Consider the following 21,780-nt stretch of genomic DNA (forward strand, 5'->3'; position numbering starts at 1 on the left):
GACTGCACCGCTTTCCCCGCCTCGGGCGCCGAAGCCGCCTGCGGAGAGGCGATGGTGGTCGCCGATAGCGGCTACCAGGGCACCAGCGCGATCATTCCGCACCGCCGCCGAGCCGGACAGGAGCACCTTCCGGGCTGGAAGGAGGAGCACAACGCCTCCCACCGCCGGGTGAGAGCCCGCGTGGAGCACGTCTTCGCCCGGATGAAGACCTGGAAGATCCTCCGTGACTGCCGCCGCCGTGGCGACGGTGTCTACTGGGCGGCCATCGGCATCGCCCACATGCACAACCTCGCCCACGGCTGACCCCTTACGAGACAACCTTTAGGCGGGTGTACGGGCAGGCAGACCGTGCGGCGCGGCGTAGGCGAGGGTGACGGCGGGCTCGCCGTTCAGCCACGCGGTGAGCCTGAACGGCCGCTCCTCGCCGACCCGTTCGGGCTCGAACGCCAGGTGCAGGAAAGCGCGGCGCGGCCCGGAGTCCGCCGCGAGCCGGTCCAGCTCACCGCGCACCCGGTCCCACTCCTCGCGCGGCACGTACTGACGCATGACGGAGTGCCAGACGACGGTCAGGGTGCCGTCTCGCAGCGAGAGACCGCGCAGGAAGTCCGCCGCGCCGGTGGCCGTCACCTCGGCCGGGACCGCCCGCGCGAGCCGCAGTGCCCCGGCCAGCCGGGCGTGCCGCGCACTCTGGTCAGGCCAGACGTAGGCGCGCAGCGCGAGGGAGCCGCCGGGCGGGCCGGGGTCCACGGGGTCGAGGTCGCAGCCACGGCGTTCGGTTACCTCCAGCGCCGGGTGCCGGGCGGCGCCCCGCGTCAGCCACGAGGGCGGAGTGCCGCGCCAGGCGTCCTCCAGTACCACCTCGGCGTCCGGCGCACCCCAGGCGTAGCCCTCGCCCACGCAGCGGAAGCGGTCGGGCACGCAGGTTGAGCCCCGCGCTGGCGCCCAGTTCGAAGAGCCGGACGGGCAGTACGGCGCGCTCGGTTGCCCACAGCAGCCCGGCGACCAGCAGATTGCCGCGTCCGACCTCGTTGGTCTGCGGCGGGCGCCGCAGCCACGTGCGCACCCAGCCGAGTTCGGTGGCGACGGTGGCGCGGAACGCCCTCCAGACGGCGTTGGCGTCGGCGGGCTCGAACGTTCCGCCCGCGCTCGGGTAGGAGGCGGCCAGCGCGGGTGCGCGGCCGTCCAGCACCAGCGCGTGGACGGCGCCGCCGAGCCGCAGCGCGAGCGCCTGCGGACCGGTGGCGTCCTCGTACCCGGCGATCGCCTCGGCGCACGGGCCGCCCGCGCGGACATCCTCGGCGGCCCGGGCGAAGAGCTCGCCGTACAGCGGCGATCCCAGCTCCGCGCACGCCGTGGCCTGGTGCGCGATCATGTCCGCCGCGTGCTGGTAGGTCACCGCCTTCCCTCCGGGCGGCCCTGGCCGTCCCCGGGCAGTTCCTTGCTCCCCTTGGCCCCCTTGCCCAGCGCCCGCCGCTCGACGCCGACGCCGCCCCAGAACGCGAACCCGGTGACGGTGATCCGCACCGCCCCGGGTGCGCCTGATCCGGCAGCGGAGTGGTCGAAGCCGCCCATGATGCCCACCCCGCGGATGAGGACTTCGGCGTCGGGCGGGACGATGACGTTGACGCCGCCCATGATGGCGGTGGCCTGGATGACGATCTCGCGGTCCTCGAACCGCGCCTCACGCAGGTCGATCTCCCCGCCGCCCCAGAAGGCGACAGCGGTGAACCGCCGTGGGGCGACCCACGTCCCCTTGCGCACGAAGCCGCTCATGAGCGCGAGCGCACCGGTGGACGTCGCCCGCCCGCCGAACCGCGCGGCCCAGTCCCGGCCCCGCGCGGCGGGCCGCACGTCCTGTTCCGGCCCGGCTCCCTGCGGCAGGTCGGCGGTCAGCGGCACCAGTTCGCTCCGGGTGCGGGCCTGGTAGACGGCGTCCAGGCGCTCGCCGAACTCCTCGGTGGTCAAGCGGCCTTCGGCCAGCGCGTCGCGCAGCACTTCGGCGATCTGGTCCCGCTCGGCGTCCGACGCCCGCATCTCGGGCAGCTTGTCGTTCATGCCCCGCACCCTACGCAGCGCCTCCCCCGGCCGCGACGTGCCGGGACAAGGCCGCTCAGCCCCACAACGGCTCAGCCAGCGCGGCGACGACCACACCGCAGGCGAGGACGGCGGTGGCGACGCGGGTACGGCCGCGGCGGCTGAGGACGATGGCCGTGCCGGACAGGATCAGCGCGACGCCGTACAGGCCGAGGGTCAGGATGGACGGCTTGGCGAGGAAGCGGAGCACCATGGTGAGGGCCACCCCGGCCATCACGACCGCCGCCGCCACGCCCCGGACCAGCCGGGCCTGGCGCGGCGTCAGCCGGCCGTTTCCACGGGGGGCCTGGAAGGTGGTCGCGTCATTCTCACCGAGTGCCGTCATAGCCCAGGAGCGTAATGCTTTCCCCAACGGTTCTGCGCCCGCCCCCGGCCCGGACGCCCGACGACACGCGCCTTCGACTCACCTCGGAACCTGGGGTCACCCCCATGCCGGACACGTGTTCGATTCTCTGGTGAGGGTAGCTCCATAGCCACACCCCTCCAGGACTCCGGGTACGGCGGGCGCTGACGTCCGGTGTACGGGCGCGAGCGAGGCACACAGGCGAGGCGCCGGGGGCGGGCAGGGGCGGAGCGAGGACGGCGGGCGGAATACGTTGTCAGTGGTGCGCGTCACACTGAGGGAGTGGCGTGGAGGCTCACTGGAGGTGCCGATGAGAAACGGAGCCGCGGGCCGTCAGCACCACCGCAGGACCACCGGAGCAGAGGGAAAGCGAGCACACCATGACAGCGCACAGGGTGGCGCGCCGCGCCGACCCGGGCGACCAGCCAGCGATCGAGACCTCCGGGCTGGTGAAGACCTTCGGCCAGACCCGCGCGGTTGACGGCGTGGATCTCCTCGTGCCCGCCGGCACGGTCTACGGCGTCCTGGGACCCAACGGGGCAGGCAAGACGACGGCCGTGAAGGTGCTGGCCACGCTGCTGCGGCCGGACGGCGGCGAGGCCCGGGTCTTCGGGCATGACGTGCTGCGCGAGGCCGACGCCGTGCGCAGCCGGGTCAGCCTGACCGGCCAGTACGCCTCGGTCGACGAGGACCTGACCGGCACGGAGAACCTGGTCCTGCTCGCCCGTCTGCTGGGCCACGGCAAGCGGGCGGCGCGCGAGCGTTCCGGGCAGCTGCTGGAGGCGTTCGGGCTGAGGGACGCGGCGAGTCGGCAGGTGAAGAACTACTCCGGCGGCATGCGGCGGCGCATCGACATCGCCGCGAGCATTCTGAACACACCGGATCTGCTGTTCCTGGACGAGCCGACGACGGGCCTGGATCCGCGCAGCCGCAACCAGGTGTGGGAGATCGTGCGGGCTGTCGTCGCCCAGGGCACCACCGTTTTGCTGACGACGCAGTACCTGGACGAGGCCGATCAGCTCGCCTCCCGCATCGCCGTCATCGACAAGGGCAAGGTCATCGCCGAGGGCACCAAGGGCGAGCTCAAGGCATCCGTCGGTGCCGGCTCGGTGCACCTGCGGCTGCGTGCGCCAGAGCAGCGCGCGGAGGCCGCCCACGTCCTGGGCACCGCCCTGGGGGTGGAGCCGCAGCTGGAGGCCGACCCCGTGGCGCTGACGGCCCGGGTGGGCGACGGCGCGCGGGACGCCGCCGAGCAGGCGTCGAAGGCGCTGGCTCAGCTGGCGTGCGCCGGGATCACCGTGGACAACTTCTCCCTGGGGCAGCCCAGCCTCGACGAGGTGTTCCTCGCCCTGACCGACCGCCCCGCCACCCCGCAGCCGACACCGGAGCCGCAGCCGAAGGGAGTTTTGGCATGACCGCCACCCCAACCCAGACCCGCGGCGAGGAGCTGGCCCCGGTCACCGCCGACAGCCTCGCCCCGCTCCTGGTCAGCGCGCAGCGCCCGCCCCGGCCCAGCGGCTGGGCGACGTCCGTCGCCTTCGGCTGGCGGGCGGTGCTCAAGATCAAGCACGTGCCGGAGCAGCTGTTCGACGTCACCGCCTTCCCGATCATGATGGTGCTGATGTACACGTACCTCTTCGGCGGTGCACTGGCCGGGTCCACACAGCAGTACCTGCAGTTCCTGCTGCCCGGCATCCTGGTGATGAGCATCGTCATGATCACCATGTACACGGGCGTCGCGGTCAACATCGACATCGAGAAGGGCGTGTTCGACCGCTTCCGCACGCTGCCGATATGGCGGCCCTCGCCCATGGTCGGTTACCTCATGGGTGACATGCTCCGGTACGCCATGGGCTCGGCGGTGATGCTGGCGGTGGGCCTGATCATGGGGTTCCGGCCTGCGGGTGGCGTGCCCGGAGTGCTCGCCGGGGTGGCCCTGCTGGTCGTGTTCTCGTTCTGCTTCTCGTGGGTGTGGACGATGTTCGGGCTCCTGCTGCGCACCGAGAAGTCGGTGATGGGCGTCAGCATGATGGTGCTCTTCCCGGCCACGTTCCTCAGCAACATCTTCGTCGACCCGAGCACGATGCCCGGCTGGCTGCAGGCGTTCGTCAACAACAGCCCGATCACCCACCTGGCGTCGGCGGTGCGCGGGCTGATGGCCGGTGAGTGGCCCGCAGCGGAGATCGCCTGGTCGCTGGGCTGGGGTGGTGTGCTCGTCGCCGTCTTCGGCACCGTGACGATGCGGCTGTACAACCGCAAGTGAGCCACGCCCGCCGCCCCGTGCCCGGCCGGTGGCCGCTCGGTGTGCCTCCGGCGCTCACCCGCTGCGCGCCGGGCGGGTGACCGGGCGGCCGGAGCCGGAGGGGGTGCCGCGCGGGCGTGGCTGGGGGACACTGGGCGCATGCCCGAACTGCCCGAGGTCGCGGCGCTGCGCGACTTCCTCGCCGAACGGCTGACCGGGCGGACCGTGCAGGCGGTACGCCCGGTCGCCGTCAGCGTGCTGAAGACGTTTGACCCGCCGGTGACCGCGCTGGAGGGTGCCGCCTTCACCGGCGTCGCCCGGCACGGCAAGTTCCTCGCTCTGGCGGCCGGTGAGCTGCACCTGGTGGTCCATCTGGCGCGGGCCGGGTGGCTGCGCTGGCAGGAGTCACTGCCCGCCGCCCCGCCCCGGCCGGGCAGGGGCCCGCTGGCAGTGCGCGTCCAGCTCGCGGGGCCGCAGCGGGCCGGGTTCGACCTCACCGAAGCGGGCACGCGCAAGCGGCTGGCCGTCTACTGCGTGCGCGACCCGGCCGAGGTGCCCGGCATCGCCCGCCTCGGCCCCGACCCGCTCGCGCCCGGGTTCACCGTGGAGACCCTGCGCGCCCTGCTCGCGGGCAAGCGGCACCGGATCAAGGGCGTGCTGCGGGACCAGAGCGTCATCGCCGGTATCGGCAACGCCTACTCCGACGAGATCCTGCACGCCGCCCGCCTCTCCCCCTACCGGCTGGCCGACGACCTCACCGAGCACGAGAGCCAGGTCCTCTACGACGCCCTGGACGCGACCCTGCGCGACGCGTTGGAGCGGGCCCGGGGGCTGGCAGCCGGGGAGCTGAAGGCGGAGAAAAAGGTGGGGCTGCGGGTGCACGGACGGGCCGGGCAGCCGTGCCCGGTGTGCGGGGAGACGATCCGTGAGGTGTCCTTCGCCGACTCCTCGCTTCAGTACTGCCCGCGCTGCCAGACCGGCGGCAAGGTGCTGGCCGACCGCCGCATGTCGCGCCTGCTCAAGTAGCCCGTAGGCTGCGGCGGATGACCACCGCTCCCGCCACCCAGCCCCCGTCCCCCGGCCCCGGCACGTCCACGCCCGTACCACCCCCGGCGCCGGAGCCCGCGTCCGGGCCGTCCGCGTCCGAGCCGTCCGCGTCAGCGCCCCGGGCGCCCGCGCCGTCCGCCTGCACGCTCGTCGTCTGCCGGGGGTGCTGCTGCGGTGATCCGGTCAAACACCCGCGGGTGGACCACGCCGCCCAGCTGGCGCGGCTACGGGCGGCGGCCCGGGCCTCGGGCGGACGGGTCGCGGTACGGACGTCGCCGTGCCTGGGCCCGTGCGGTCAGGCCAACGTGGTGGTGGTGCGCCCCTCACCGGCCGGACGCCGCCGGGGCGGGCGCCCGGTATGGGTGGGGTGGGTCATGGACGACGTCAGTGTGGCGGAGCTGCTGGAGTGGGTGACCACGGGCGGCCCGGGGCTGGCGGACCCGCCCGAGACCCTGGCCCTGCAGTTCGTGGAGCGCCCGAAGCCCCCGCACTGACCCCCGCCCGCCGCGCCATCCCGAAGCCCGGTACGCCGGACGCGTGCGATCCCCCGGGGCAGGCTGCTCCGGGGGATCGCACGCGCGCACCGGCTGGGCCGGTGGGCCGGCTGACCGGCGGCCGGATCAGCTGCGGGCGCACTGTCGCGCGCCGCCCGGGCGGGCACCGGCCCCACCCCGTTTCGGGATGCGCCCGGCGGGGTTCGGCGCCCGGCCCGGGAGACGTGCGCATGCGGCGGCCTCCGGCGTTCCGCGGTAGGCGGGGGCGGCTTGGGGCCGCCACCCCGCCGATCTGCTGCCCGTGGGGATTCCGCACGTGGTGTAACCACCGTTGGCGTGACCACTGTCGGAAAGGTTCGGGGCGCCGCCCGGCGCGCCACGCCACGGTGGGACCTCGGCGTCGGCAGCTGACGCGGGGGCGGCCGGTGCGGCTATCCAGCAGGGCGTGCCCGCCGGGGTCGCGGACACGAGGCGCATGGGGCGCATGGTGACTTTCTCCGGTTTCTCGGGCGCAGCCGCCGCAGACACTCCATGCGACAACATCACTACGCTCCGTCATTGCGACGGTAAGCCACGCCCCCCGGCGCCGCACGCGGAACACCGCCATCCAGGGGCAGCCCCACCGCGTCGGGCGCCCAGCCCCGGCCCGGCGCCCGGCTCAGGACTCCGGCGGCGGAATGACGGCGATCGGGCACCGCGCGTGCAGCAGCACGGCGTTGGTGACCGAGCCGAGGAACATGCCCGCGTGCCGCATGCGGTGCCGGTGCCGGCCGACGACGAGGAGGTCGGCGGCGTCGGAGGCGTCTACCAGGCGGCCCGCGGCATCACCGGGCGCGACCACCCAGTCCACGTCCAGATCGGTGTGAGGGCCGCCCGTGACATGCTCCAGCCGGTCCCGCTGCGCCCGCGCGGTCTCCCGGACGATCTCGGGCCCCTCCGGGTCGGTGACATCCATCTGCGCGGCGCCCAGCAGCGCCAGCGTGGAGAACGGGACCGGGTAAGTGGTGACGACCTGCAGCTGGGCACCGCGCAGCCGCGCCTCACGGACGGCGAACTCGATGACGGTGTCCACGGTTTCGGCGGGCTCCAGGGCCAGCACCACGCGTCCCACCGGCTCCCGCACGGCCCCGCGTCCGCGCTCGTGGTGCGGGACGACGACGACCGGGCAGTGCGCATGCGCCGCACAGGCCCGGCCGTTGGAGCCCAGCAGCAGACTCTTGAACCCGCCGCGCCCGCGCGAGCCCAGCACCAGCAGGTCACCCTGCCCGCCCAGTTCGGGCAGCGTGGCGGCGGGCGTGCCGCTGAGCGTGGTGAACCGCATCTCCGGCAGCCCCTCGCGCCCGGCCAGCTGCCGCCGCACCTCGACCAGCACCGGGTCCTCCTCGGCGGGCGGCGCGGCGGGCGGCGGCTCAGGCGCACCGTGGATGTTGGGCGGCCACGGCCACACATGCACGGCCAGCACCTCCGTGCCGCGCAGCCGCGCGGCCTGCAGCGCCCACTCCAGGCCGCGCATGCTGTGCTCGGACCCGTCCACCGCGGCGATCACCGGCTGCCCGGTCATGTCCGCCACCTCCTTCACCCTCCCCAGCCCGCCCCGTCAACTGGCTGCGCGGCTGAACCTGAAATCCGCCGTCCAGGCTACCCGGGGCGGGCTGGTCAAGAGCCGTGGGGTGCCTGGCGCCTGGCCTTCATCTCCGCCTCGAACACGTGGCGGCGTCCGGCCACGAGCGCGTCGCGGACGTCACCCTCCAGCTGCCGGGACGCGGCGTAGTACCCGTCGTCGTACGCCTCCACGAGCTGGTACGTCCAGTGGCCGGGAACGACGTCCAGCCCCACCAGCTCCGTCTCGACCCGAGCGGCCAGCTCGCCGCGCCCCGCCTCGCGGAGCAGCGCCAGCACATCGTCCAGCATGAGGTCGGCGTGCCCGGTGAGCTGGTGGAAAGCGTAGAGGTGGCCGCGGGCACGCTCCGTGGTCTCCAGTGCCTCGGAAAGCTTGCCCGCGGCCGCCACAGCGGCGTCGGCGTCTTCAAGCCCGCGGCGCGCGGGGGCCGTCACGAAGTGAACAGCTTGCGCTCACGGTGCTCGTACTGGGAGAGGGCTACCCCCAGTGCGAAGAAGGTCGGCGCCCACTCGCCGACGAAGATGCCCCACCGGTCCGCCCGGTCCAGACCCGCGTGTTCCTTGCGGTTGGAGGTCAACCAGGTCAAAAACGCGCCACCGATCGAGGCGAACGCCCCGAGGTAGGCGTGCTCACTGCGAACCCCCGCTTCGTGCATCTTCTTGACGATCATCACGTAGTCCCTCCGTTCGACGCGGCCGCTTGCCACGGCCAGACGACGAGGGAGTAGCCACACCCGGATCAGACGAAACAAAACGGTACGTAACCCACACCGACGACTCGCGAACCATTGACTCCCCAGGTCCATCCCTCGGCACCTGACCAGCCCGGCGTAATCGGTGACCAGGGGCGAGCCGACCGGGCGGCGAGCGAGGAACGCGGCCCGAAGGACGGGAGAGAGCATCGTGGGGCCTCCCCTGCTCCTCCCGGAGACATCCCGCGCCCCCGCCAGTCACATCCGGAAACAGAAAAAACCCCACGTGAAGTGGGGTCTTAGCTGGTGTCCGAGGGGGGACTTGAACCCCCACGCCCTTAACGGGCACTAGCACCTCAAGCTAGCGCGTCTGCCATTCCGCCACCCGGACCGGTGCGTTGCGCGGTCAACGATACCAAGGTTTCCCGGCGCCCCTCACCCAGGTCACCGAGGGGCATCCCGGGGTGAAACGGACGTGACACCGTGTAGCGAGATGGCGAGCGGTGCGGGCGTCGGTGCTGGTCAGGACGCGAAGAGCGAGTGGCGAGCAATGAGGGTATTGCGTCGTTTTACCGCTAACCCTCTGGTTACCCGAATGGAGGCGTAAGGACGCAGCGCCAGACAGACGACGCGTGCCGAGGAGGTGCCATGAGTGAGACGGTGAGGGCCGGGTCGGATCAGGCCCAGCAAGAGGCTTCCGCGACGGCCGGGCGCGCCGGTCAGGCGGCTGGCCGCGTGGCGGACACGGCGGGCGAGCAGGCCAGGGCCGTGACCGGCCAGGCCCGCGAGCAGGGCATGGCGGCCGCGCGGGACCTGCGGGACCGGGCCCGGAGCGAGGCCGACACGCAGACCCACCGCACGGCTGACACCATCCGGCACTGGGCCGACGACATGGCCGCGATGGCCGGCCGGGCTGAGCAGGACACCGCCGCCCGCAGGCTCGTCACCCAGCTCGCCGACGGCGGCCGCCGTGCCGCCGACCACCTGGATGAACGCGGCGTGGACGGCCTGCTGCAGGAAGTTCAGGGCTTCGCCCGCCGCCGTCCGGCGGCGTTTCTCGGCGCGGCCGCGCTCGCCGGGGTGGTGGCGGGGCGGCTGGCGAAGGCCGGTTCCGCCGCGAACGGTGACGGCGGCCACGGTGACACGCCCGGATCTGCCGCTCCGGCCGCGGGCGGCGCCTCCGCCGCGCCGGACGCGGCGGGCGGTACCGGGACAGAGACCGAGACCACCTGGCCACAGGCCGGGCAGGCGCGGACGCCCGGGAGCACGGGGTGGCCGTCCTCGTCCGCGCCCCCCAGCGAGCGGGACGACCCGCGTCCGGAGGTGTGAGATGGCGACGACATGGGCATCGCGACGGAGCCACCGGCACGACAAGCATGACAAGCACGGACACAGCGGTGAGGCGTCCGTGGGCGACCTGCTGTCCAAGGTGACCGAGGACGTGCAGCGTCTGGTGCGGCAGGAGGTCGAGCTGGCCAAGGCCGAGGTGCGTGAGGAGGCGGGCAAGGCGGGCAAGGCGGCGGGGATGTTCGGCGGGGCGGCCTTTGCGGGCTACATGGTCCTGCTGTTCCTGTCGATGACGCTGATGTTCGTCCTGTGGGGGGCCATGGACCTGCGCTGGGCCGCGCTGATCCTGACCGGCGTGTGGGCGCTGATCGCTGCCGGGCTGTTCGCGCTGGGCCGCTCGAAGATGCGCCAGGTCTCCCCCAAACCCGAGCAGACCGTCGAGACGCTGAAGGAGGACGCCCAATGGGCACGTCATCCGACCAGGTGAGGGCCGACATCGAGACCAGCCGTGCCGAACTCGCGCACGACGTGGACCGGTTGGCCGACAAGACCAGCCCCAAACGCATCGCCAGGCGCCGCCGTGACAAGGCGCGCGGGGCGATGGGCCGGACGCGGGAGCGCGTGATGGGCTCGGCGTCCGGGGGCGTGGGCCAGGCCCGGGGGCGGGCGCGGCACACCGCGCACACGGTGCAGGACACCGCAGGGCAGGCGGGCGAGATGGCGCGCCAGGCGCCGGAGCAGGCGATGCGGCAGACGCAGGGCAGCCCGCTGGCGGCCGGACTGCTCGCTTTCGGCGCCGGAGCGCTGGCCGGTTCGCTGCTGCCCAGCTCGCAGCCGGAGGAGCAGGCCGTGACGCGGTTGTCCGAGCGGGCCGGGCCGGTGAAGGAAGCCGCCCTGGAGTCCGCGCAGAACCTGCGCGAGGACGCTGCCCGCTCCGCCCGGCAGGTCGCCGAGGACGTCCGGGACACGGCCACCGAGGCCGCGCGCACGACGCAGGAGCAGGCACGTGGCGAGGCCGGTGAACTGCGCGACCAGGCTCGGCAGTCCGGGCAGACGGTGGCCGACGAGGCACGTGACCGGGGCGGCGGCCCGGCCCGGGCCTGAGCCCGGCGGGCCGGGCCCCAGTCCCGCAGGAAAACAGAGCAGAGGAACGCCGCTGCTGACGCTGGGGTGGCGGGGCGGGCCCGGGGAACGATGGTGGGCGGAGTCCGCAGTGGGGCTCCCCTACGCCACGTGTGCCCCCTGCCCGGCCCCTCCAGCCACATGTTCACGCGCCACACCGCATGGGCTCCGTTGCTGAGGCCGTAGTGAGGTCTCAGCATTCCGGGCATTTCGGCCCGGAAGGTCCGTCTCGTCACCAAAGCGTGAGGGCTTCGGCTTGAGTACGGTCTCTCGTTTCTGTCTGCCGCTGGTGCGGCAGGGTTGCGCCACCTGCCCGCCCCGCCTCCGCCTTGCGGCGGGGGCGGGTGGCGCGGGTCTCACGGTCGGCTCCACGAGGCTTCGAGACCACCACGGTGGTGTCCTGGTCTCCGGCCACTCCGGTACCAGTCATGCAGGCTGCCGCGAGGGCGGCGAGGTTGCGTGCGGCGTTGTCGTCCCGGTCGATGACCAGGCCGCACGTGTCGCATTCGTAGGTCCGGACGTGCAGCGGCAGCTTGGCTTTCACCGCGCCGCACCCGGAACAGGTCTTCGAGGAGGGGTACCAGCGGTTCGCGACTACAAGGCGGGTGGCGTGGCGCTGGCCGGTCTTGTGGGTGAGCAGGCAGCGGATCTCCCCGAACCCGGCATCGGCGATGCGGCGGGCCAGAGGCCGGTTGCGGAGCATTCCGGCGACGTTGAGGTCCTCGACCACGACGGTGCCGTACTCGGCGGCCACGGCGGTGGTGAGCTTGTGCAGGGCGTCCTCGCGGAGGTTCGCCACCCGGTGATGCACGCGGTTGCGGGCCGCGTTGGCCTTCTCCCAGCGGCGGGACGGCTTCTGCCCGGTGCGCCGGTCGGGGCCCTGACGCCGGGACACGATCTGGGACGCGCGGCGCAGCTGCGCGCGGGTGGCGTCGTAGTGGCCCGGGTTCGCGACGGTGCGGATCTCACCGGTCGAGTCGGCCATGACCGCGAGGGTCTTCACGCCGAGGTCGATGCCGACCGCCACATCCGGGCGAGCCACGCGCACGATGTCGCGCTTGACCTCGGCCTGGAACGAGGCGAACCAGCGTCCGCGCTCGTGCCGCACGGTCGCGGACAGGATCCGGGCTGTCCCGGCCTGGACGCGGCCGAGGAGCTTCGCCGTCGGCTCGTGGGTGCGGATCGTCCCGAGGCGGGGGAGGGTGACGTGCCGGCCGTCGGTGTCCACTCGGATGGTGCCCGTGGTGAACCGGCAGGCAAGACGCGCCTTCCGCTTCGGCTTGAACCGGGGGACGCCCATCCGGGCGCCCTTCCGCTTGCTGTTCTTCGACTTCGCGTAGTTGTCGAACGCGGACGACGCGTTCGCGAGGCCGGTGGAGTACGCCTCCTTGGAGTTCTCTTCCCACCAGGCGGAGAAACGCGGGTCGGTGTGCTTGGCCTCGTTGAACGCTTTCCGCAGCGACGGAAGCGACCATGGCCGCCACTTGGTCAGCGACTCCTGGGGGATCCCGTAGGTCTCCTCCGCGCGGCGCTGCCACCACGACGCCGTCACCCAGCCCACAGCCCAGTTGTAGGCGGCCCGCGCGGCACCGCAGTGCGAACGCAGTGCGGCCTCCTGGGTGGCGTTCGGGTCCAGGGCGAACCGGAACGCCTGCACCACGAACCCGGGTTGCGGCTGGAACTTCTTCATTCGGCGGCCTCACCGGTCGCCACGGCCACCGCGCGGGCGGCCCGGTTCTTCGCCGCCCGCCGCCCGTACAGGCGCGCGCACATCGACGTGAGGACTTCGGTGATGTCCCGTACGAGGTCATCGGCAGTCTCGGTGGGGTCGAGGACGACCAGACGCCGCCCGGACGCCGACAGGACCGCTTCGAGGTGCTCGACACCGAACCGGGCCAGCCTGTCGCGGTGCTCGACCACGATCACCGCGGCCTGCGGGTCGCACAGCACCCGGTGCAGCTTGCGCCGCCGCCCGTTCAGCCCCGAGCCGACCTCGGTCACGACTTCAGCGACCGGCAGGCCAAGCCCGTTCGCCCCGTCCACCACCCGTGACGCCTGCCGGTCCAAGTCGGCTTTCTGGTCGGCTGACGAGACACAGCAGTACGCCACCACCCGCCCCGACACCGCAGAGGCATCCGGAGTGGGCTCGGCGACCAGCCACGTCCCGGACGGCGCTTGGGTGACGGGAACGGGCATCTTGCCGTCCTTCACCCATCGCCAGGCGGTCTGGTAACTCACGCCCTGCTGCCGCGCCCACTCCGAAAGCTTCACAAGATCAAGATATCCGGAACGCACAACTAGAAATGACTACGAATAACTAGAAAATCTGTAGCAGCTTTCACCCCCTATGCCACCCCACGCCGAACGCGCCCCACGCGTGCCTCAGGTGCGGCCCTCGTGCTGCTGGGCCTGGCGCAAGGTGGCCTCGGCAGGCGCGGAGACGGGCATCCAGTCGGCCTCGATGACAGGGAAACCGGCCGCCCGGTAGACGGCGCAGACCTCGGCGTCGTCGTCCACGACGACCGCGATGTCCCGGCTCGCGGCGACCTCGCGCAGCAGCTCCAGCTTGGCCACCTTGGAGGGCCGGTAGTCGGAGCGGGCGCGCATCCACAGCTCTCCGGTGGGCAGGCCCTGGGCGGCGAGCCAGCGTTCGGTGGCCCGGCGGGTGCGCTCGGGGCGGCCGGTGACGTAGCCCAGGTCGCAGGTGCGCGCCCACTGGCGGGCCAGGTCGATTCCCTCGGGCAGCGGTGGGTCGGCGGGCGCCGCGCGGAAGAACGCGTCCCAGTTCTTCGGGCGGCTTCGCAGGTGGTGCAGGCGGTGCCGGGCGTCGCTGAGGGTTCCGTCCAGGTCGAAGACCGCGAGGCTGCGCATGCCGCCACCCTACGGCCGGGCGCGGACGCCCGGGGGCGATGCCGCAGGATGGGGGCATGGGTCGGGTTACGGAGCGGCGGCGCGTGGTGCGGGTACGGGACGGCGACGTGTCCGCCCGGGTGGACACTCTGGCGGCGGAGGAGCCGCTGGAGATCAGGCTGAACGGCACGCCGCTGACGGTCACGATGCGCACCCCGGGCGACGACTTCGCGCTGGCCGCCGGTTTCCTGGCCGGTGAGGGCGTGCTGGGCGCGGCGGAGGAGCTGGCGAACATCGTGTACTGCGCGGGGGCGACGCCGGAGGGGGCGAACACCTACAACGTCGTGGACGTCCGCCTGGCGCCGGGTGTGCCGGTGCCGGAGACCGGGCTGGCGCGCAACGTGTACACCACGTCCTCGTGCGGGGTGTGCGGCAAGGCGAGCCTGGACGCGGTGCGCACGACGGCGCGCTGGCCGCTGCCGCCGGGCGGCACGCCCCGGGTGGACAGCGGCGTGCTGGCCGCGCTGCCGGACCGGCTGCGGGCGGCGCAGCGGGTGTTCGAGCGTACCGGTGGCCTGCACGCGGCGGCGCTGTTCTCCACCGGCGGTGAGCTGCTGGACGTGCGGGAGGACGTGGGGCGGCACAACGCGGTGGACAAACTCGTGGGCCGTGCGCTCCAGGCGGGACGGCTGCCGCTGTCGGACGTGGTGCTGCTGGTGTCGGGGCGCGCGTCGTTCGAGCTGGCGCAGAAGGCGGTGATGGCGGGCGTGCCGGTGCTGGCGGCCGTCTCGGCACCCTCGTCGCTGGCGGTGCGGCTGGCGGCCGAGACGGGGCTCACGCTGGTGGGCTTCTTGCGCGGGGCGTCGATGAACGTCTACGCCGGGGCCGAACGTCTGGGTCTGCCCGGCTCGGGGTCCTGAGCCAGCGGCGCCCGGCGGGACGCGCGCCGGGCGAGCACCGCGCACACCATCAGTTGAAGCTGATGGAAGAGCATCAACGGCAGCACGGCGAGCGAGGTCTGCGGCCCGAACAGGACGGCGGCCATCGGCAGCCCGGCCGCCAGGGACTTCTTCGACCCGGCGAAGACGATCGCGATCCGGTCGTCGCGGTCGAAGCCCAGCGCCCGGGAGCCGTAGGTGGTCAGGGTCAGCATGACGGTCAGCAGCACCACCTCGACGCCGAGCAGCGCCGCCAGCCGCCAGGGCTCCAGCTGACCCCACACGCCGTCGGCGACGCCCCGGCTGAACGCGGCGTAGACGACGAGCAGGATCGCGCCCCGGTCCACCAGGCTCAGGCGCGCCCGGTGCCGGGCGACGAAACCGCCGATGCGGCGGCGCAGCAGCTGCCCGGCGAGGAACGGCGCGAGGAGCTGGGTGGCGATGCCGAGCAGCCCGTCGGCGGTGAAGCCGGTGGTGGTGCCGATGAGCAGCGCGGCCAGCAGCGGGGTGAGCACCATGCCCAGCAGGCTGGAGTAGGTGCCCGCGCAGATGGCGGCGGGCACGTTGCCGCGCGCGAGGGAGGTGAAGGCGATCGAGGACTGGATGGTGGAGGGCACCACGCACAGGAACAGCAGGCCGTGCCACAGCTGCTCGGTCAGCACGTGCGGCACCAGCGTCCCGGCGGCCAGGCCCAGCAGCGGGAAGAGGGCGAACGTGCACAGCAGCACGGTCAGGTGCAGCCGCCAGTGCCGCAGCCCGTCGAGGGCCTCGCCGGTGGAGAGCCGGGCGCCGTAGAGGAAGAACAGCAGTCCGACGCCGACGGACGCGGCGGTGCCGACGGCGTCCGCGGCCGCGCCGGTGACCGGGAGCAGCGCCGCGAGCGTGACGGTGCCGATGAGCAGCGCGATGAAGGGGTCGAACAGGGTGGCGAGGCGGCGCATGCCGTCCACTGAACCACGGGCCGCCGGGCTGGCGCGGTGGCGTCCGCTCAGTGGCCGGGACCGTCCGGGCCGGCGACCGCTTCGGGGAGGTTGTGTGGAGATCTGGCGGGCTGCGCCCTGGCGGTGCCCACACGGCGGCACGCGCACTCCCTTATATCACCAATTGACCCTACTTGACCTGCACCAACAGCCTTCCGGGGGTACCCGCGCTTCGGGTACGGTCGCTCACGCTGTGCGCCCTCGCAACGGCCCCGAGGAGGACGGCCCGTGCGCGATTTCACCGTCCCGGCCGTGGTCACGGCGGTCCCGGTCGGCGGCCTGGCCGACTCCGTCTTCGAGCGGGCCGAACGGCAGCCCGGCCTTCCCGTATTGGCGCGCAAGGACGCCGCGGGCCGCTGGCAGGACGTGAGCGCGCTCGCCTTCCGCGACCAGGTGCTGGCGGTGGCCAAGGGTCTGCTGGCGGAGGGCGTGCGCTTCGGTGACCGGGTGGCGCTGATGTGCCGCACCCGCTACGAGTGGACGCTGCTGGATCTCGCGCTGTGGTCGGTGGGCGCCCAGCCGGTGCCGGTCTACCCGACGTCGTCGGCCGAACAGGTGTGGTGGATTCTGCACGACGCCGGGGTCAGCGCGGTGGTCGTGGAGAGTGAGGACCACGCGATGACGGTCGGCTCCGTCATCGGCCGGCTGCCGCTGCTGCGGCGGCTGTGGCAGATCGACGCGGGCGCCGAGGCGCACCTGGTGGCCGCCGGGGCGCACCTGGCCGACAGCGTGGTGCACCGGCACCGCATGGCCCTGACCCCGGACACCCCGGCGACGGTGCTCTACACCTCGGGCACCACCGGGCGCCCCAAGGGCTGCGTGCTGACCCACGGGAACTTCATGGCCGAGTGCGACACCATGCTCGCCCGCTACGAGCGGGTCATCCGGCCGCGTCCGGCCGAGCAGCCCACGACGCTGCTGTTCCTGCCGCTGTCCCACGTCTTCGGGCGGGTGGTGCAGGTGGCGGCGCTGCGCGGCGGGGTGAAGCTGGGCCACCTGCCGGTGCTGAGCGCGGCGGAGCTGCTGCCGGACCTGGCCGCGTTCCGGCCCGGCTTCTTCCTCGCGGTGCCCTACGTCTTCGAGCGCCTGTTCCATGCCGCCCGGCGCCGCGCGGAGAGCGAGGGACGGCTCGCCGCCTTCGACCGGGCGGTGGAGGTGGCGGTGCGCTACGCCGAGGCGACCGAGGCCCGCGCGTTCGGCACCGGGCCGGGGCCGGGCGCGGCCCTGCGACTCCAGCACCAGCTGTTCGACCGGCTGGTCTACGCCCGGTTCCGGGACGCGCTGGGCGGCCGGTGCGCGGCGGCGATGTCCGGCGGCTCAGCGCTGGAGCGCCGGCTCGGGCTGTTCTTCGATGGCGCGGGCATCCGCGTCTACGAAGGCTACGGGCTGACGGAGACGACGGGCGGCACCGTCGTGAACCCGCCCGAACGGGTGAAGTTCGGCACGGTGGGCCAGCCACTGCCGGGCACGTCGGTGCACATCGCGGACGACGGCGAGGTGTGGCTGCACGGCAGGCAGGTGTTCCAGGGCTACCACAACAGCCCGCAAGCCGCCGCTGAGGCGCTGTACGAGGGCTGGCTGGCCACCGGCGACGTCGGCTCGCTGGACGAGGACGGATATCTGACGATCACCGGGCGCAAGAAGGAGATCGTGGTGACCTCCGGGGGCAAGAGCGTCTCCCCCGCGCTGCTGGAGGACCGGGTGCGCGCGCACCCGCTGGTGGCACAGTGCGTCCTGGTGGGCAACGACCGGCCCTACGTCGCGGCGCTGATCACACTGGATCCGGAAGCGATGGCGCACTGGCTGGCGATGCGGCACAAGCCGGCGCTCCCGCCCCAGCGCGTGGTGCGCGACGCGGAGGTGGAGGCGGAGATCCGGCGGGCGGTGCTGGCGGCCAACACCCACGTCTCCCAGGCCGAGTCGATTCGCGCCTTCCGCGTGCTGGGCACCCCGTTCACCGAGGAGCGCGGGCTGCTGACGCCGTCGCTGAAGCTCAGGCGGGCCGCTATCGAGCGCGCGTACGCGGCGGACGTCGAGGAGCTGTACCGGCGCTGAGGGGCCGCGTGCGGACGGGCGCGGCCAGGCCCGCCGGACCGCGCCGCCGGGCCGCCGGGAATGCGCGAAGGCCCCGGCACGTTGACGGTGGGAGTACGTGCACTGTCAAACGACGTTAGGACCCCTCACACGTGAGCAGCGTTCCCAGCATCACCCTGAACAACGGCGTCACGATGCCGCAGCTCGGTTTCGGCGTCTGGCAGGTCCCGGACGACGAGGCGGCCACCGCCGTGGCCCACGCTCTGGAGGTCGGCTACCGCAGCATCGACACCGCCGCCGTCTACGAGAACGAGACGGGGACGGGCCGGGCCATCGCCGCGTCCGGGGTGCCGCGCGAGGACATCTTCCTCACCACCAAGCTGTGGAACAGCGAGCAGGGCTACGACGCCACGCTGCGCGCCTTCGACGCCTCCCTGGAGCGCCTGGGCACCGGCTACGCCGACCTGTACCTGATCCACTGGCCGGTCCCGATGTTCGACCGCTACGTCGAGACCTGGCGGGCGCTGGAGAAACTGGCCACCGACGGCCGGGTGCGGGCCATCGGGGTATCCAACTTCCAGCCGCCGCACCTGGAGCGGCTGCTGGCCGAAACCTCCACGGTGCCGGTGCTCAACCAGGTCGAGCTGCACCCGCACTTCCAGCAAGAGCAACTGCGCACCTTCCACACCGCGCACCACATCGCCACCGAGGCGTGGTCGCCGCTGGGGCAGGGCAAGGACGTGCTGACCGAGCCCGCCATCCGCGCGATCGGCGAGAAGCACGGCCGTACCGCCGCCCAGGTGATCCTGCGCTGGCACCTGCAGCTGGGCAACGTGGTGATCCCGAAGTCCGTCACCCCTTCCCGGATCAGGGAGAACTTCGAGGTCTTCGACTTCGAGCTGGACGCCGGTGACCTGGCGGCTATCGCGGCGCTGGAGACGGGCAGGCGCCTGGGCCCGGACCCGTCCACGATGGACTTCATGGGCTGACGGCCGCTGCCCGGCCCGAAAGCAGCTCGCTCCACGCCCGCACGGCTACGACAGACCACGCGCCGCGTCCCGGCCTTCCGGGTCGCGGCGCGTAATGTGTGGTTGCAGGGTGGAACAGGCAGGAGAGGGTGGAGTACGCGGCACAGGCGGCCACAGCGGGCATGGTGCCCGCGCAGGACGCACCAATCCGCCCGGCCCCGTGCTCCGAACACTACGCGAAGCCTGCCCTGGGAGGAACACATGCCGTCCACCTGCCCGGCCGCCCACGCCCGGTGCACCGCAGCGGCACCCGCCGGAGGGTGCGCCGTATGAGGGAGCCGGTACACATCACCGGGCCCGCCGCGACCGGTCCGGACCTGCAGGAGCTGATGGGCGAGGTGGCACGCGGGGACGGCGACGCGTTCGCCGCCGTCTACGACCGGGTGGCCGGGCCCGTGCTGGGGCTGGCCCGCAGCATTGTGCGCGACCCGGCCCAGGCCGAGGAGGTGACGCAGGAGGTGCTGGTGGAGGTCTGGCGTCTCGCCGCGCACTACCAGCCGGACAAGGGCAGCGCCATGGCGTGGATCATGACCATGGCACACCGGCGGGCGGTGGACCGGGTGCGCTCGGCCCAGGCCGCCACCGACCGCGAGCAGCGCGCCGCCCTGCTGGAGCGCACCCCGGCGTACGACGAGGTCACCGAGCAGGTGGAGTCCCGCCTCGAACGCGAGCAGGTGCGCCGGTGCCTGCGGAACCTGACCGAGCTGCAGCGGCAGTCGGTCACGCTCGCCTACTACCGCGGTCTCACCTACCGTGAGGTCGCCGAACTCCTGGCCCTTCCGCTGGGCACCGTCAAGACCCGGCTGCGCGACGGGCTGATCCGGCTGCGCGACTGTCTGGGGGTAAGCGCATGACCACGGTGGACCTGCACACGCTGACCGGCGCCTACGCCGTGCACGCGCTGTCCGACACCGAGCGGGCCGAGTTCGAACGCCACCTCGCGGTGTGCGGCGCGTGCGCGCAGGAGGTGCGGGAGCTGACCGCCACCGCCGAACGGCTCGGCCTGGCCGTCTCCGCCACCTTGCCGCCGCAGCTGCGCGCCCGGGTGCTCGCCCGCGTGACGACCGTCCGCCAGGAGCCGCCGCGGGTGCCCCGGCAGGGCGGCGGCTCCTGGCTGTCGCGTCGCACCAGGGCGCTGCCGCGTATGGTGCTCGCCGCCTCCGTCGCGGCGGCTGCCGCGTTCGGCGGCCTCGCGGTGTGGCAGTACCAGGCGGCCGAGGACGCCCGACAGCAGGCGGAGCAGGCTGACCAGCGCTCGGACGCGCTGACGCGGGTGCTGACGGCCGGTGACGCCCTGGTGACCTCGGGCGAGCTGCCCGGCGGCGGCACCGGAACCATCGTCGTCTCGCACGACCAGGGCCGGGCCGCGTTCCTGGCCGCCGGGCTGCCGCGGCCGCCGAGTGGCCAGGTGTACCAGCTGTGGTTCGCCAAGGGTGAGGAGATGCGCCCGGCGGGCCTGCTCGATCCGCACGCCACGACCACGGCCACCCTCATGGAGGGCCAGGTGCGGGACGCGACGGCGATGGGCATCACGCTGGAGCCGTCTGGCGGCTCGCCCAAGCCGACCTCCGATCCGATGGCGGTCATGGACCTACCCGCCTGAAGTCCGCGAAGGAGCACGCCGTGACAACGGTGTCGATCGTGCTGTTCACCTCCGACCTCCGGGTGCACGACCACCCGCCGCTGCGGGCCGCGCTGCGCGCCGCCGACGAGGTGGTGCCGCTGTTCGTGCTGGACCATGGCGTGCGGCGGGCGGGCTTCGACGCGCCCAACCGCCGTGCGTTCCTCGCCGACGCGCTCACCGGCCTGGACGACGCGCTGACCCGGCGCGGCGGACGGCTGGTGCTGCGCGAGGGCGAGGTGGTGGACGAGGTGTGCGCCCTCGCCCGCGAGACCGGGGCTGGCGAGGTGCACGTCGCCGCGGGAGTCAGCGGCTACGCGCTGGACCGCGAGGAGCGGCTGCGGTCGGCGCTGCCGTCGGTGGGCTGCGCGCTGCGGGTGCACGACGCCGTCGTCACCGCCGTGCCGCCGGGCGAACTGACACCGCACGGCAACGACCACTTCGCGGTGTTCACACCCTACTTCCGCCGCTGGGAGAAGGCGGCGCTGCGGCAGCCCGTCGCGGCACCCCGCCGGGTGCCGGTACCGCAGGACGTCGGCTCGGCGAAGCTGCCGGACCGGGACGTCCCCGGCGCCTCCCCCGGGCTGCCCCCCGGCGGGGAGCACGCGGGACGGGCCCGGCTGTCTGGGTGGCTGGCGGGCGGGGTGCGCGACTACGCCGAGCGGGGCGATGACCTGGCCGGTGACGCCACCTCCCGGCTCTCCCCGTACCTGCACTTCGGCTGTCTGTCCCCCACCGAGCTGGTGCACCGGGCCCGCGAGCGCGGCGGCGAGGGTGCGGACGCCTTCGTCCGCCAGCTCGCCTGGCGCGACTTCCATCACCAGGTGCTGCACGCCCGGCCCACGGCGTCGTGGACGGACTACCGCACCAGGGACGACCGGTGGCGCACAGACGCCCAGGCGGCGCGGGCCTGGCGGGAGGGCGAGACGGGCTACCCGATCGTGGACGCCGCCATGCGGCAGCTGCGGCACGAGGGCTGGATGCACAACCGGGCCCGGCTGCTGGTGGCCAGCTTCCTGACGAAGACGCTGTACCTCGACTGGCGCGTGGGGGCCCGGCACTTCCTGCACTGGCTGGTGGACGGCGACCTCGCCAACAACCAGCTCAACTGGCAGTGGATGGCGGGTACGGGCAACGACACGCGGCCCAACCGCGTGCTCAATCCGCTCACCCAGGCCCGGCGCTTCGACCCGCAGGGGGACTATGTGCGGCGGTGGGTGCCGGAGCTGGCAGCGCTGCCGGGCAGGGAGGTACACGAGCCGTGGAAGAGCGGCGTGTCCGTGACGTACCCGGCCCCGATCACCGACCTCGGTGCGGCCCTGGCCCGCTTCCGCACGGCCCGCGGGCTGGACTGACCCCCTGCCATGGGTCCCGGCTTCCTGCCATGG

The 21,780-nt window shown here is 73.2% G+C and carries 24 protein-coding genes, 1 tRNA gene and 1 pseudogene; 14 read left to right on the forward strand and 12 right to left on the reverse strand.

The window, feature by feature from the left end:
- The coding region (locus tag JJV70_RS00005; protein ID WP_219045383.1) for a transposase at positions 1–303 on the forward strand (303 nt) is incomplete at its 5' end.
- 18 nt (positions 304–321) lie between these two features.
- On the opposite strand, the gene JJV70_RS22295 is transcribed toward JJV70_RS00005, so the two are convergent.
- From JJV70_RS22295 to JJV70_RS00020, 4 genes and pseudogenes are all read right to left on the reverse strand, one after another.
- Positions 322–918 (reverse strand): DUF2332 family protein, encoded by a 597-nt coding sequence (locus JJV70_RS22295; RefSeq protein WP_308294610.1) that lies wholly within the window; start codon positions 916–918, stop codon positions 322–324.
- 52 nt (positions 919–970) lie between these two features.
- Positions 971–1,372, reverse strand: a pseudogene (locus JJV70_RS22300) (DUF2332 family protein); the annotation flags it as partial.
- Positions 1,373–1,392: 20 nt separating this feature from the next.
- Positions 1,393–2,055 (reverse strand): DUF1707 domain-containing protein, encoded by a 663-nt coding sequence (locus JJV70_RS00015; RefSeq protein ID WP_219045384.1) that lies wholly within the window; start codon positions 2,053–2,055, stop codon positions 1,393–1,395.
- 55 nt (positions 2,056–2,110) lie between these two features.
- Positions 2,111–2,419, reverse strand: coding sequence for a hypothetical protein (locus tag JJV70_RS00020; RefSeq protein ID WP_219045385.1), 309 nt, complete (start codon positions 2,417–2,419; stop codon positions 2,111–2,113).
- Positions 2,420–2,817: 398 nt separating this feature from the next.
- On the opposite strand from JJV70_RS00020, the gene JJV70_RS00025 reads away from it, so the two are divergent.
- From JJV70_RS00025 to JJV70_RS00040, 4 genes are all read left to right on the forward strand, one after another.
- The gene (locus tag JJV70_RS00025) at positions 2,818–3,852 is read left to right on the forward strand and encodes an ATP-binding cassette domain-containing protein (protein ID WP_219045386.1); all 1,035 of its coding nucleotides are present in this window, start codon (positions 2,818–2,820) and stop codon (positions 3,850–3,852) included.
- The gene (locus tag JJV70_RS00030) at positions 3,849–4,700 is read left to right on the forward strand and encodes an ABC transporter permease (protein WP_219045387.1); all 852 of its coding nucleotides are present in this window, start codon (positions 3,849–3,851) and stop codon (positions 4,698–4,700) included. Before JJV70_RS00025 ends, JJV70_RS00030 begins: the two co-directional genes overlap by 4 nt.
- Before the next feature lie 138 nt (positions 4,701–4,838).
- A complete protein-coding gene (locus JJV70_RS00035; RefSeq protein ID WP_219045388.1) occupies positions 4,839–5,705 on the forward strand; it encodes an Fpg/Nei family DNA glycosylase in 867 nt (288 codons plus the stop codon).
- 17 nt (positions 5,706–5,722) lie between these two features.
- The gene (locus JJV70_RS00040) at positions 5,723–6,220 is read left to right on the forward strand and encodes a (2Fe-2S) ferredoxin domain-containing protein (RefSeq protein ID WP_257573110.1); all 498 of its coding nucleotides are present in this window, start codon (positions 5,723–5,725) and stop codon (positions 6,218–6,220) included.
- Between the two features lie 658 nt (positions 6,221–6,878).
- Here the strand turns inward: JJV70_RS00040 and JJV70_RS00045 are convergent.
- From JJV70_RS00045 to JJV70_RS00060, 4 genes are all read right to left on the reverse strand, one after another.
- Positions 6,879–7,781, reverse strand: a complete 903-nt coding sequence (locus JJV70_RS00045) for a universal stress protein (protein ID WP_219045389.1) — start codon at positions 7,779–7,781, stop codon at positions 6,879–6,881.
- Positions 7,782–7,876: 95 nt separating this feature from the next.
- The gene (locus JJV70_RS00050; RefSeq protein WP_219045390.1) at positions 7,877–8,275 is read right to left on the reverse strand and encodes a hypothetical protein; all 399 of its coding nucleotides are present in this window, start codon (positions 8,273–8,275) and stop codon (positions 7,877–7,879) included.
- Positions 8,272–8,511 carry a hypothetical protein gene (locus JJV70_RS00055; protein ID WP_219045702.1) on the reverse strand — a complete coding sequence of 80 codons (240 nt, stop codon included), beginning with the start codon at positions 8,509–8,511 and terminating at the stop codon, positions 8,272–8,274. The genes JJV70_RS00050 and JJV70_RS00055 overlap by 4 nt, the downstream gene beginning before the upstream one ends.
- A gap of 325 nt (positions 8,512–8,836) precedes the next feature.
- Positions 8,837–8,923: transfer RNA gene (locus JJV70_RS00060), tRNA-Leu, on the reverse strand.
- Positions 8,924–9,180: 257 nt separating this feature from the next.
- On the opposite strand from JJV70_RS00060, the gene JJV70_RS00065 reads away from it, so the two are divergent.
- Genes JJV70_RS00065 through JJV70_RS23085 form a run of 3 tightly spaced genes read left to right on the forward strand, consistent with a single transcriptional unit; the run spans position 9,181 to position 10,923 of the window.
- Positions 9,181–9,861, forward strand: coding sequence for a hypothetical protein (locus tag JJV70_RS00065; RefSeq protein ID WP_219045391.1), 681 nt, complete (start codon positions 9,181–9,183; stop codon positions 9,859–9,861).
- Between the two features lies 1 nt (position 9,862).
- On the forward strand, positions 9,863–10,306 hold the full coding sequence (locus JJV70_RS00070; protein WP_219045392.1) for a phage holin family protein: 444 nt from the start codon (positions 9,863–9,865) through the stop codon (positions 10,304–10,306).
- A complete protein-coding gene (locus JJV70_RS23085; protein ID WP_219045393.1) occupies positions 10,282–10,923 on the forward strand; it encodes a DUF3618 domain-containing protein in 642 nt (213 codons plus the stop codon). Before JJV70_RS00070 ends, JJV70_RS23085 begins: the two co-directional genes overlap by 25 nt.
- Before the next feature lie 250 nt (positions 10,924–11,173).
- Here the strand turns inward: JJV70_RS23085 and tnpB are convergent, their stop codons facing one another.
- From tnpB to JJV70_RS00090, 3 genes are all read right to left on the reverse strand, one after another.
- Positions 11,174–12,631: an IS607 family element RNA-guided endonuclease TnpB gene (gene tnpB / locus JJV70_RS00080; RefSeq protein ID WP_219045394.1), complete on the reverse strand. Its 1,458-nt coding sequence runs from the start codon at positions 12,629–12,631 to the stop codon at positions 11,174–11,176.
- Positions 12,628–13,212 carry an IS607 family transposase gene (locus tag JJV70_RS00085; protein WP_219045395.1) on the reverse strand — a complete coding sequence of 195 codons (585 nt, stop codon included), beginning with the start codon at positions 13,210–13,212 and terminating at the stop codon, positions 12,628–12,630. Before JJV70_RS00085 ends, tnpB begins: the two co-directional genes overlap by 4 nt.
- A gap of 111 nt (positions 13,213–13,323) precedes the next feature.
- Entirely contained in the window at positions 13,324–13,812 is a 489-nt protein-coding gene (locus tag JJV70_RS00090) for a hypothetical protein (RefSeq protein WP_219045396.1), read from the reverse strand.
- A gap of 56 nt (positions 13,813–13,868) precedes the next feature.
- Here JJV70_RS00090 and fdhD point away from each other — a divergent pair, with 56 nt between their 5' ends.
- A complete protein-coding gene (gene fdhD / locus JJV70_RS00095) occupies positions 13,869–14,711 on the forward strand; it encodes a formate dehydrogenase accessory sulfurtransferase FdhD (protein ID WP_219045397.1) in 843 nt (280 codons plus the stop codon).
- Here fdhD and JJV70_RS00100 read toward each other — a convergent pair.
- Positions 14,666–15,670: a bile acid:sodium symporter family protein gene (locus tag JJV70_RS00100; protein WP_219045398.1), complete on the reverse strand. Its 1,005-nt coding sequence runs from the start codon at positions 15,668–15,670 to the stop codon at positions 14,666–14,668. The two genes, fdhD and JJV70_RS00100, sit on opposite strands and share 46 nt — an antisense overlap.
- Positions 15,671–15,937: 267 nt before the next feature.
- Between JJV70_RS00100 and JJV70_RS00105 the strand changes: the two genes are divergently transcribed.
- The 5 genes from JJV70_RS00105 (at position 15,938) to JJV70_RS00125 (ending at position 21,747) form a co-directional block, all read left to right on the forward strand.
- On the forward strand, positions 15,938–17,764 hold the full coding sequence (locus JJV70_RS00105; RefSeq protein WP_219045399.1) for a long-chain fatty acid--CoA ligase: 1,827 nt from the start codon (positions 15,938–15,940) through the stop codon (positions 17,762–17,764).
- A gap of 131 nt (positions 17,765–17,895) precedes the next feature.
- Positions 17,896–18,732, forward strand: a complete 837-nt coding sequence (locus JJV70_RS00110; RefSeq protein ID WP_308294611.1) for an aldo/keto reductase — start codon at positions 17,896–17,898, stop codon at positions 18,730–18,732.
- Between the two features lie 308 nt (positions 18,733–19,040).
- Positions 19,041–19,625, forward strand: a complete 585-nt coding sequence (locus JJV70_RS00115; RefSeq protein WP_219045400.1) for a sigma-70 family RNA polymerase sigma factor — start codon at positions 19,041–19,043, stop codon at positions 19,623–19,625.
- A complete protein-coding gene (locus JJV70_RS00120; protein ID WP_219045401.1) occupies positions 19,622–20,374 on the forward strand; it encodes an anti-sigma factor domain-containing protein in 753 nt (250 codons plus the stop codon). Before JJV70_RS00115 ends, JJV70_RS00120 begins: the two co-directional genes overlap by 4 nt.
- A gap of 20 nt (positions 20,375–20,394) precedes the next feature.
- The gene (locus tag JJV70_RS00125; RefSeq protein WP_219045402.1) at positions 20,395–21,747 is read left to right on the forward strand and encodes a deoxyribodipyrimidine photo-lyase; all 1,353 of its coding nucleotides are present in this window, start codon (positions 20,395–20,397) and stop codon (positions 21,745–21,747) included.
- Positions 21,748–21,780: the final 33 nt, after the last annotated feature.

It is taken from the genome of Streptomyces sp. JJ66, from assembly GCF_019303495.1.
In the GTDB taxonomy this organism is placed as follows: domain Bacteria; phylum Actinomycetota; class Actinomycetes; order Streptomycetales; family Streptomycetaceae; genus Streptomyces.

What these genes read in the sequence shown, in the direction of transcription:
- JJV70_RS00070 (WP_219045392.1), top strand. Translation starts at nt 9,863, where the DNA reads ATGGCGACGACATGGGCATCGCGACGGAGCCACCGGCACGACAAGCAT.
- JJV70_RS00045 (WP_219045389.1), bottom strand. Translation starts at nt 7,781, where the DNA reads ATGACCGGGCAGCCGGTGATCGCCGCGGTGGACGGGTCCGAGCACAGC.
- JJV70_RS00120 (WP_219045401.1), top strand. Translation starts at nt 19,622, where the DNA reads ATGACCACGGTGGACCTGCACACGCTGACCGGCGCCTACGCCGTGCAC.
- JJV70_RS00030 (WP_219045387.1), top strand. Translation starts at nt 3,849, where the DNA reads ATGACCGCCACCCCAACCCAGACCCGCGGCGAGGAGCTGGCCCCGGTC.
- JJV70_RS00100 (WP_219045398.1), bottom strand. Translation starts at nt 15,670, where the DNA reads ATGCGCCGCCTCGCCACCCTGTTCGACCCCTTCATCGCGCTGCTCATC.
- JJV70_RS00020 (WP_219045385.1), bottom strand. Translation starts at nt 2,419, where the DNA reads ATGACGGCACTCGGTGAGAATGACGCGACCACCTTCCAGGCCCCCCGT.
- JJV70_RS23085 (WP_219045393.1), top strand. Translation starts at nt 10,282, where the DNA reads ATGGGCACGTCATCCGACCAGGTGAGGGCCGACATCGAGACCAGCCGT.
- JJV70_RS00025 (WP_219045386.1), top strand. Translation starts at nt 2,818, where the DNA reads ATGACAGCGCACAGGGTGGCGCGCCGCGCCGACCCGGGCGACCAGCCA.
- JJV70_RS00055 (WP_219045702.1), bottom strand. Translation starts at nt 8,511, where the DNA reads ATGATCGTCAAGAAGATGCACGAAGCGGGGGTTCGCAGTGAGCACGCC.
- fdhD (WP_219045397.1), top strand. Translation starts at nt 13,869, where the DNA reads ATGGGTCGGGTTACGGAGCGGCGGCGCGTGGTGCGGGTACGGGACGGC.
- JJV70_RS00035 (WP_219045388.1), top strand. Translation starts at nt 4,839, where the DNA reads ATGCCCGAACTGCCCGAGGTCGCGGCGCTGCGCGACTTCCTCGCCGAA.
- tnpB (WP_219045394.1), bottom strand. Translation starts at nt 12,631, where the DNA reads ATGAAGAAGTTCCAGCCGCAACCCGGGTTCGTGGTGCAGGCGTTCCGG.
- JJV70_RS00115 (WP_219045400.1), top strand. Translation starts at nt 19,041, where the DNA reads ATGAGGGAGCCGGTACACATCACCGGGCCCGCCGCGACCGGTCCGGAC.
- JJV70_RS00090 (WP_219045396.1), bottom strand. Translation starts at nt 13,812, where the DNA reads ATGCGCAGCCTCGCGGTCTTCGACCTGGACGGAACCCTCAGCGACGCC.
- JJV70_RS00015 (WP_219045384.1), bottom strand. Translation starts at nt 2,055, where the DNA reads ATGAACGACAAGCTGCCCGAGATGCGGGCGTCGGACGCCGAGCGGGAC.
- JJV70_RS00065 (WP_219045391.1), top strand. Translation starts at nt 9,181, where the DNA reads ATGAGTGAGACGGTGAGGGCCGGGTCGGATCAGGCCCAGCAAGAGGCT.
- JJV70_RS00040 (WP_257573110.1), top strand. Translation starts at nt 5,723, where the DNA reads ATGACCACCGCTCCCGCCACCCAGCCCCCGTCCCCCGGCCCCGGCACG.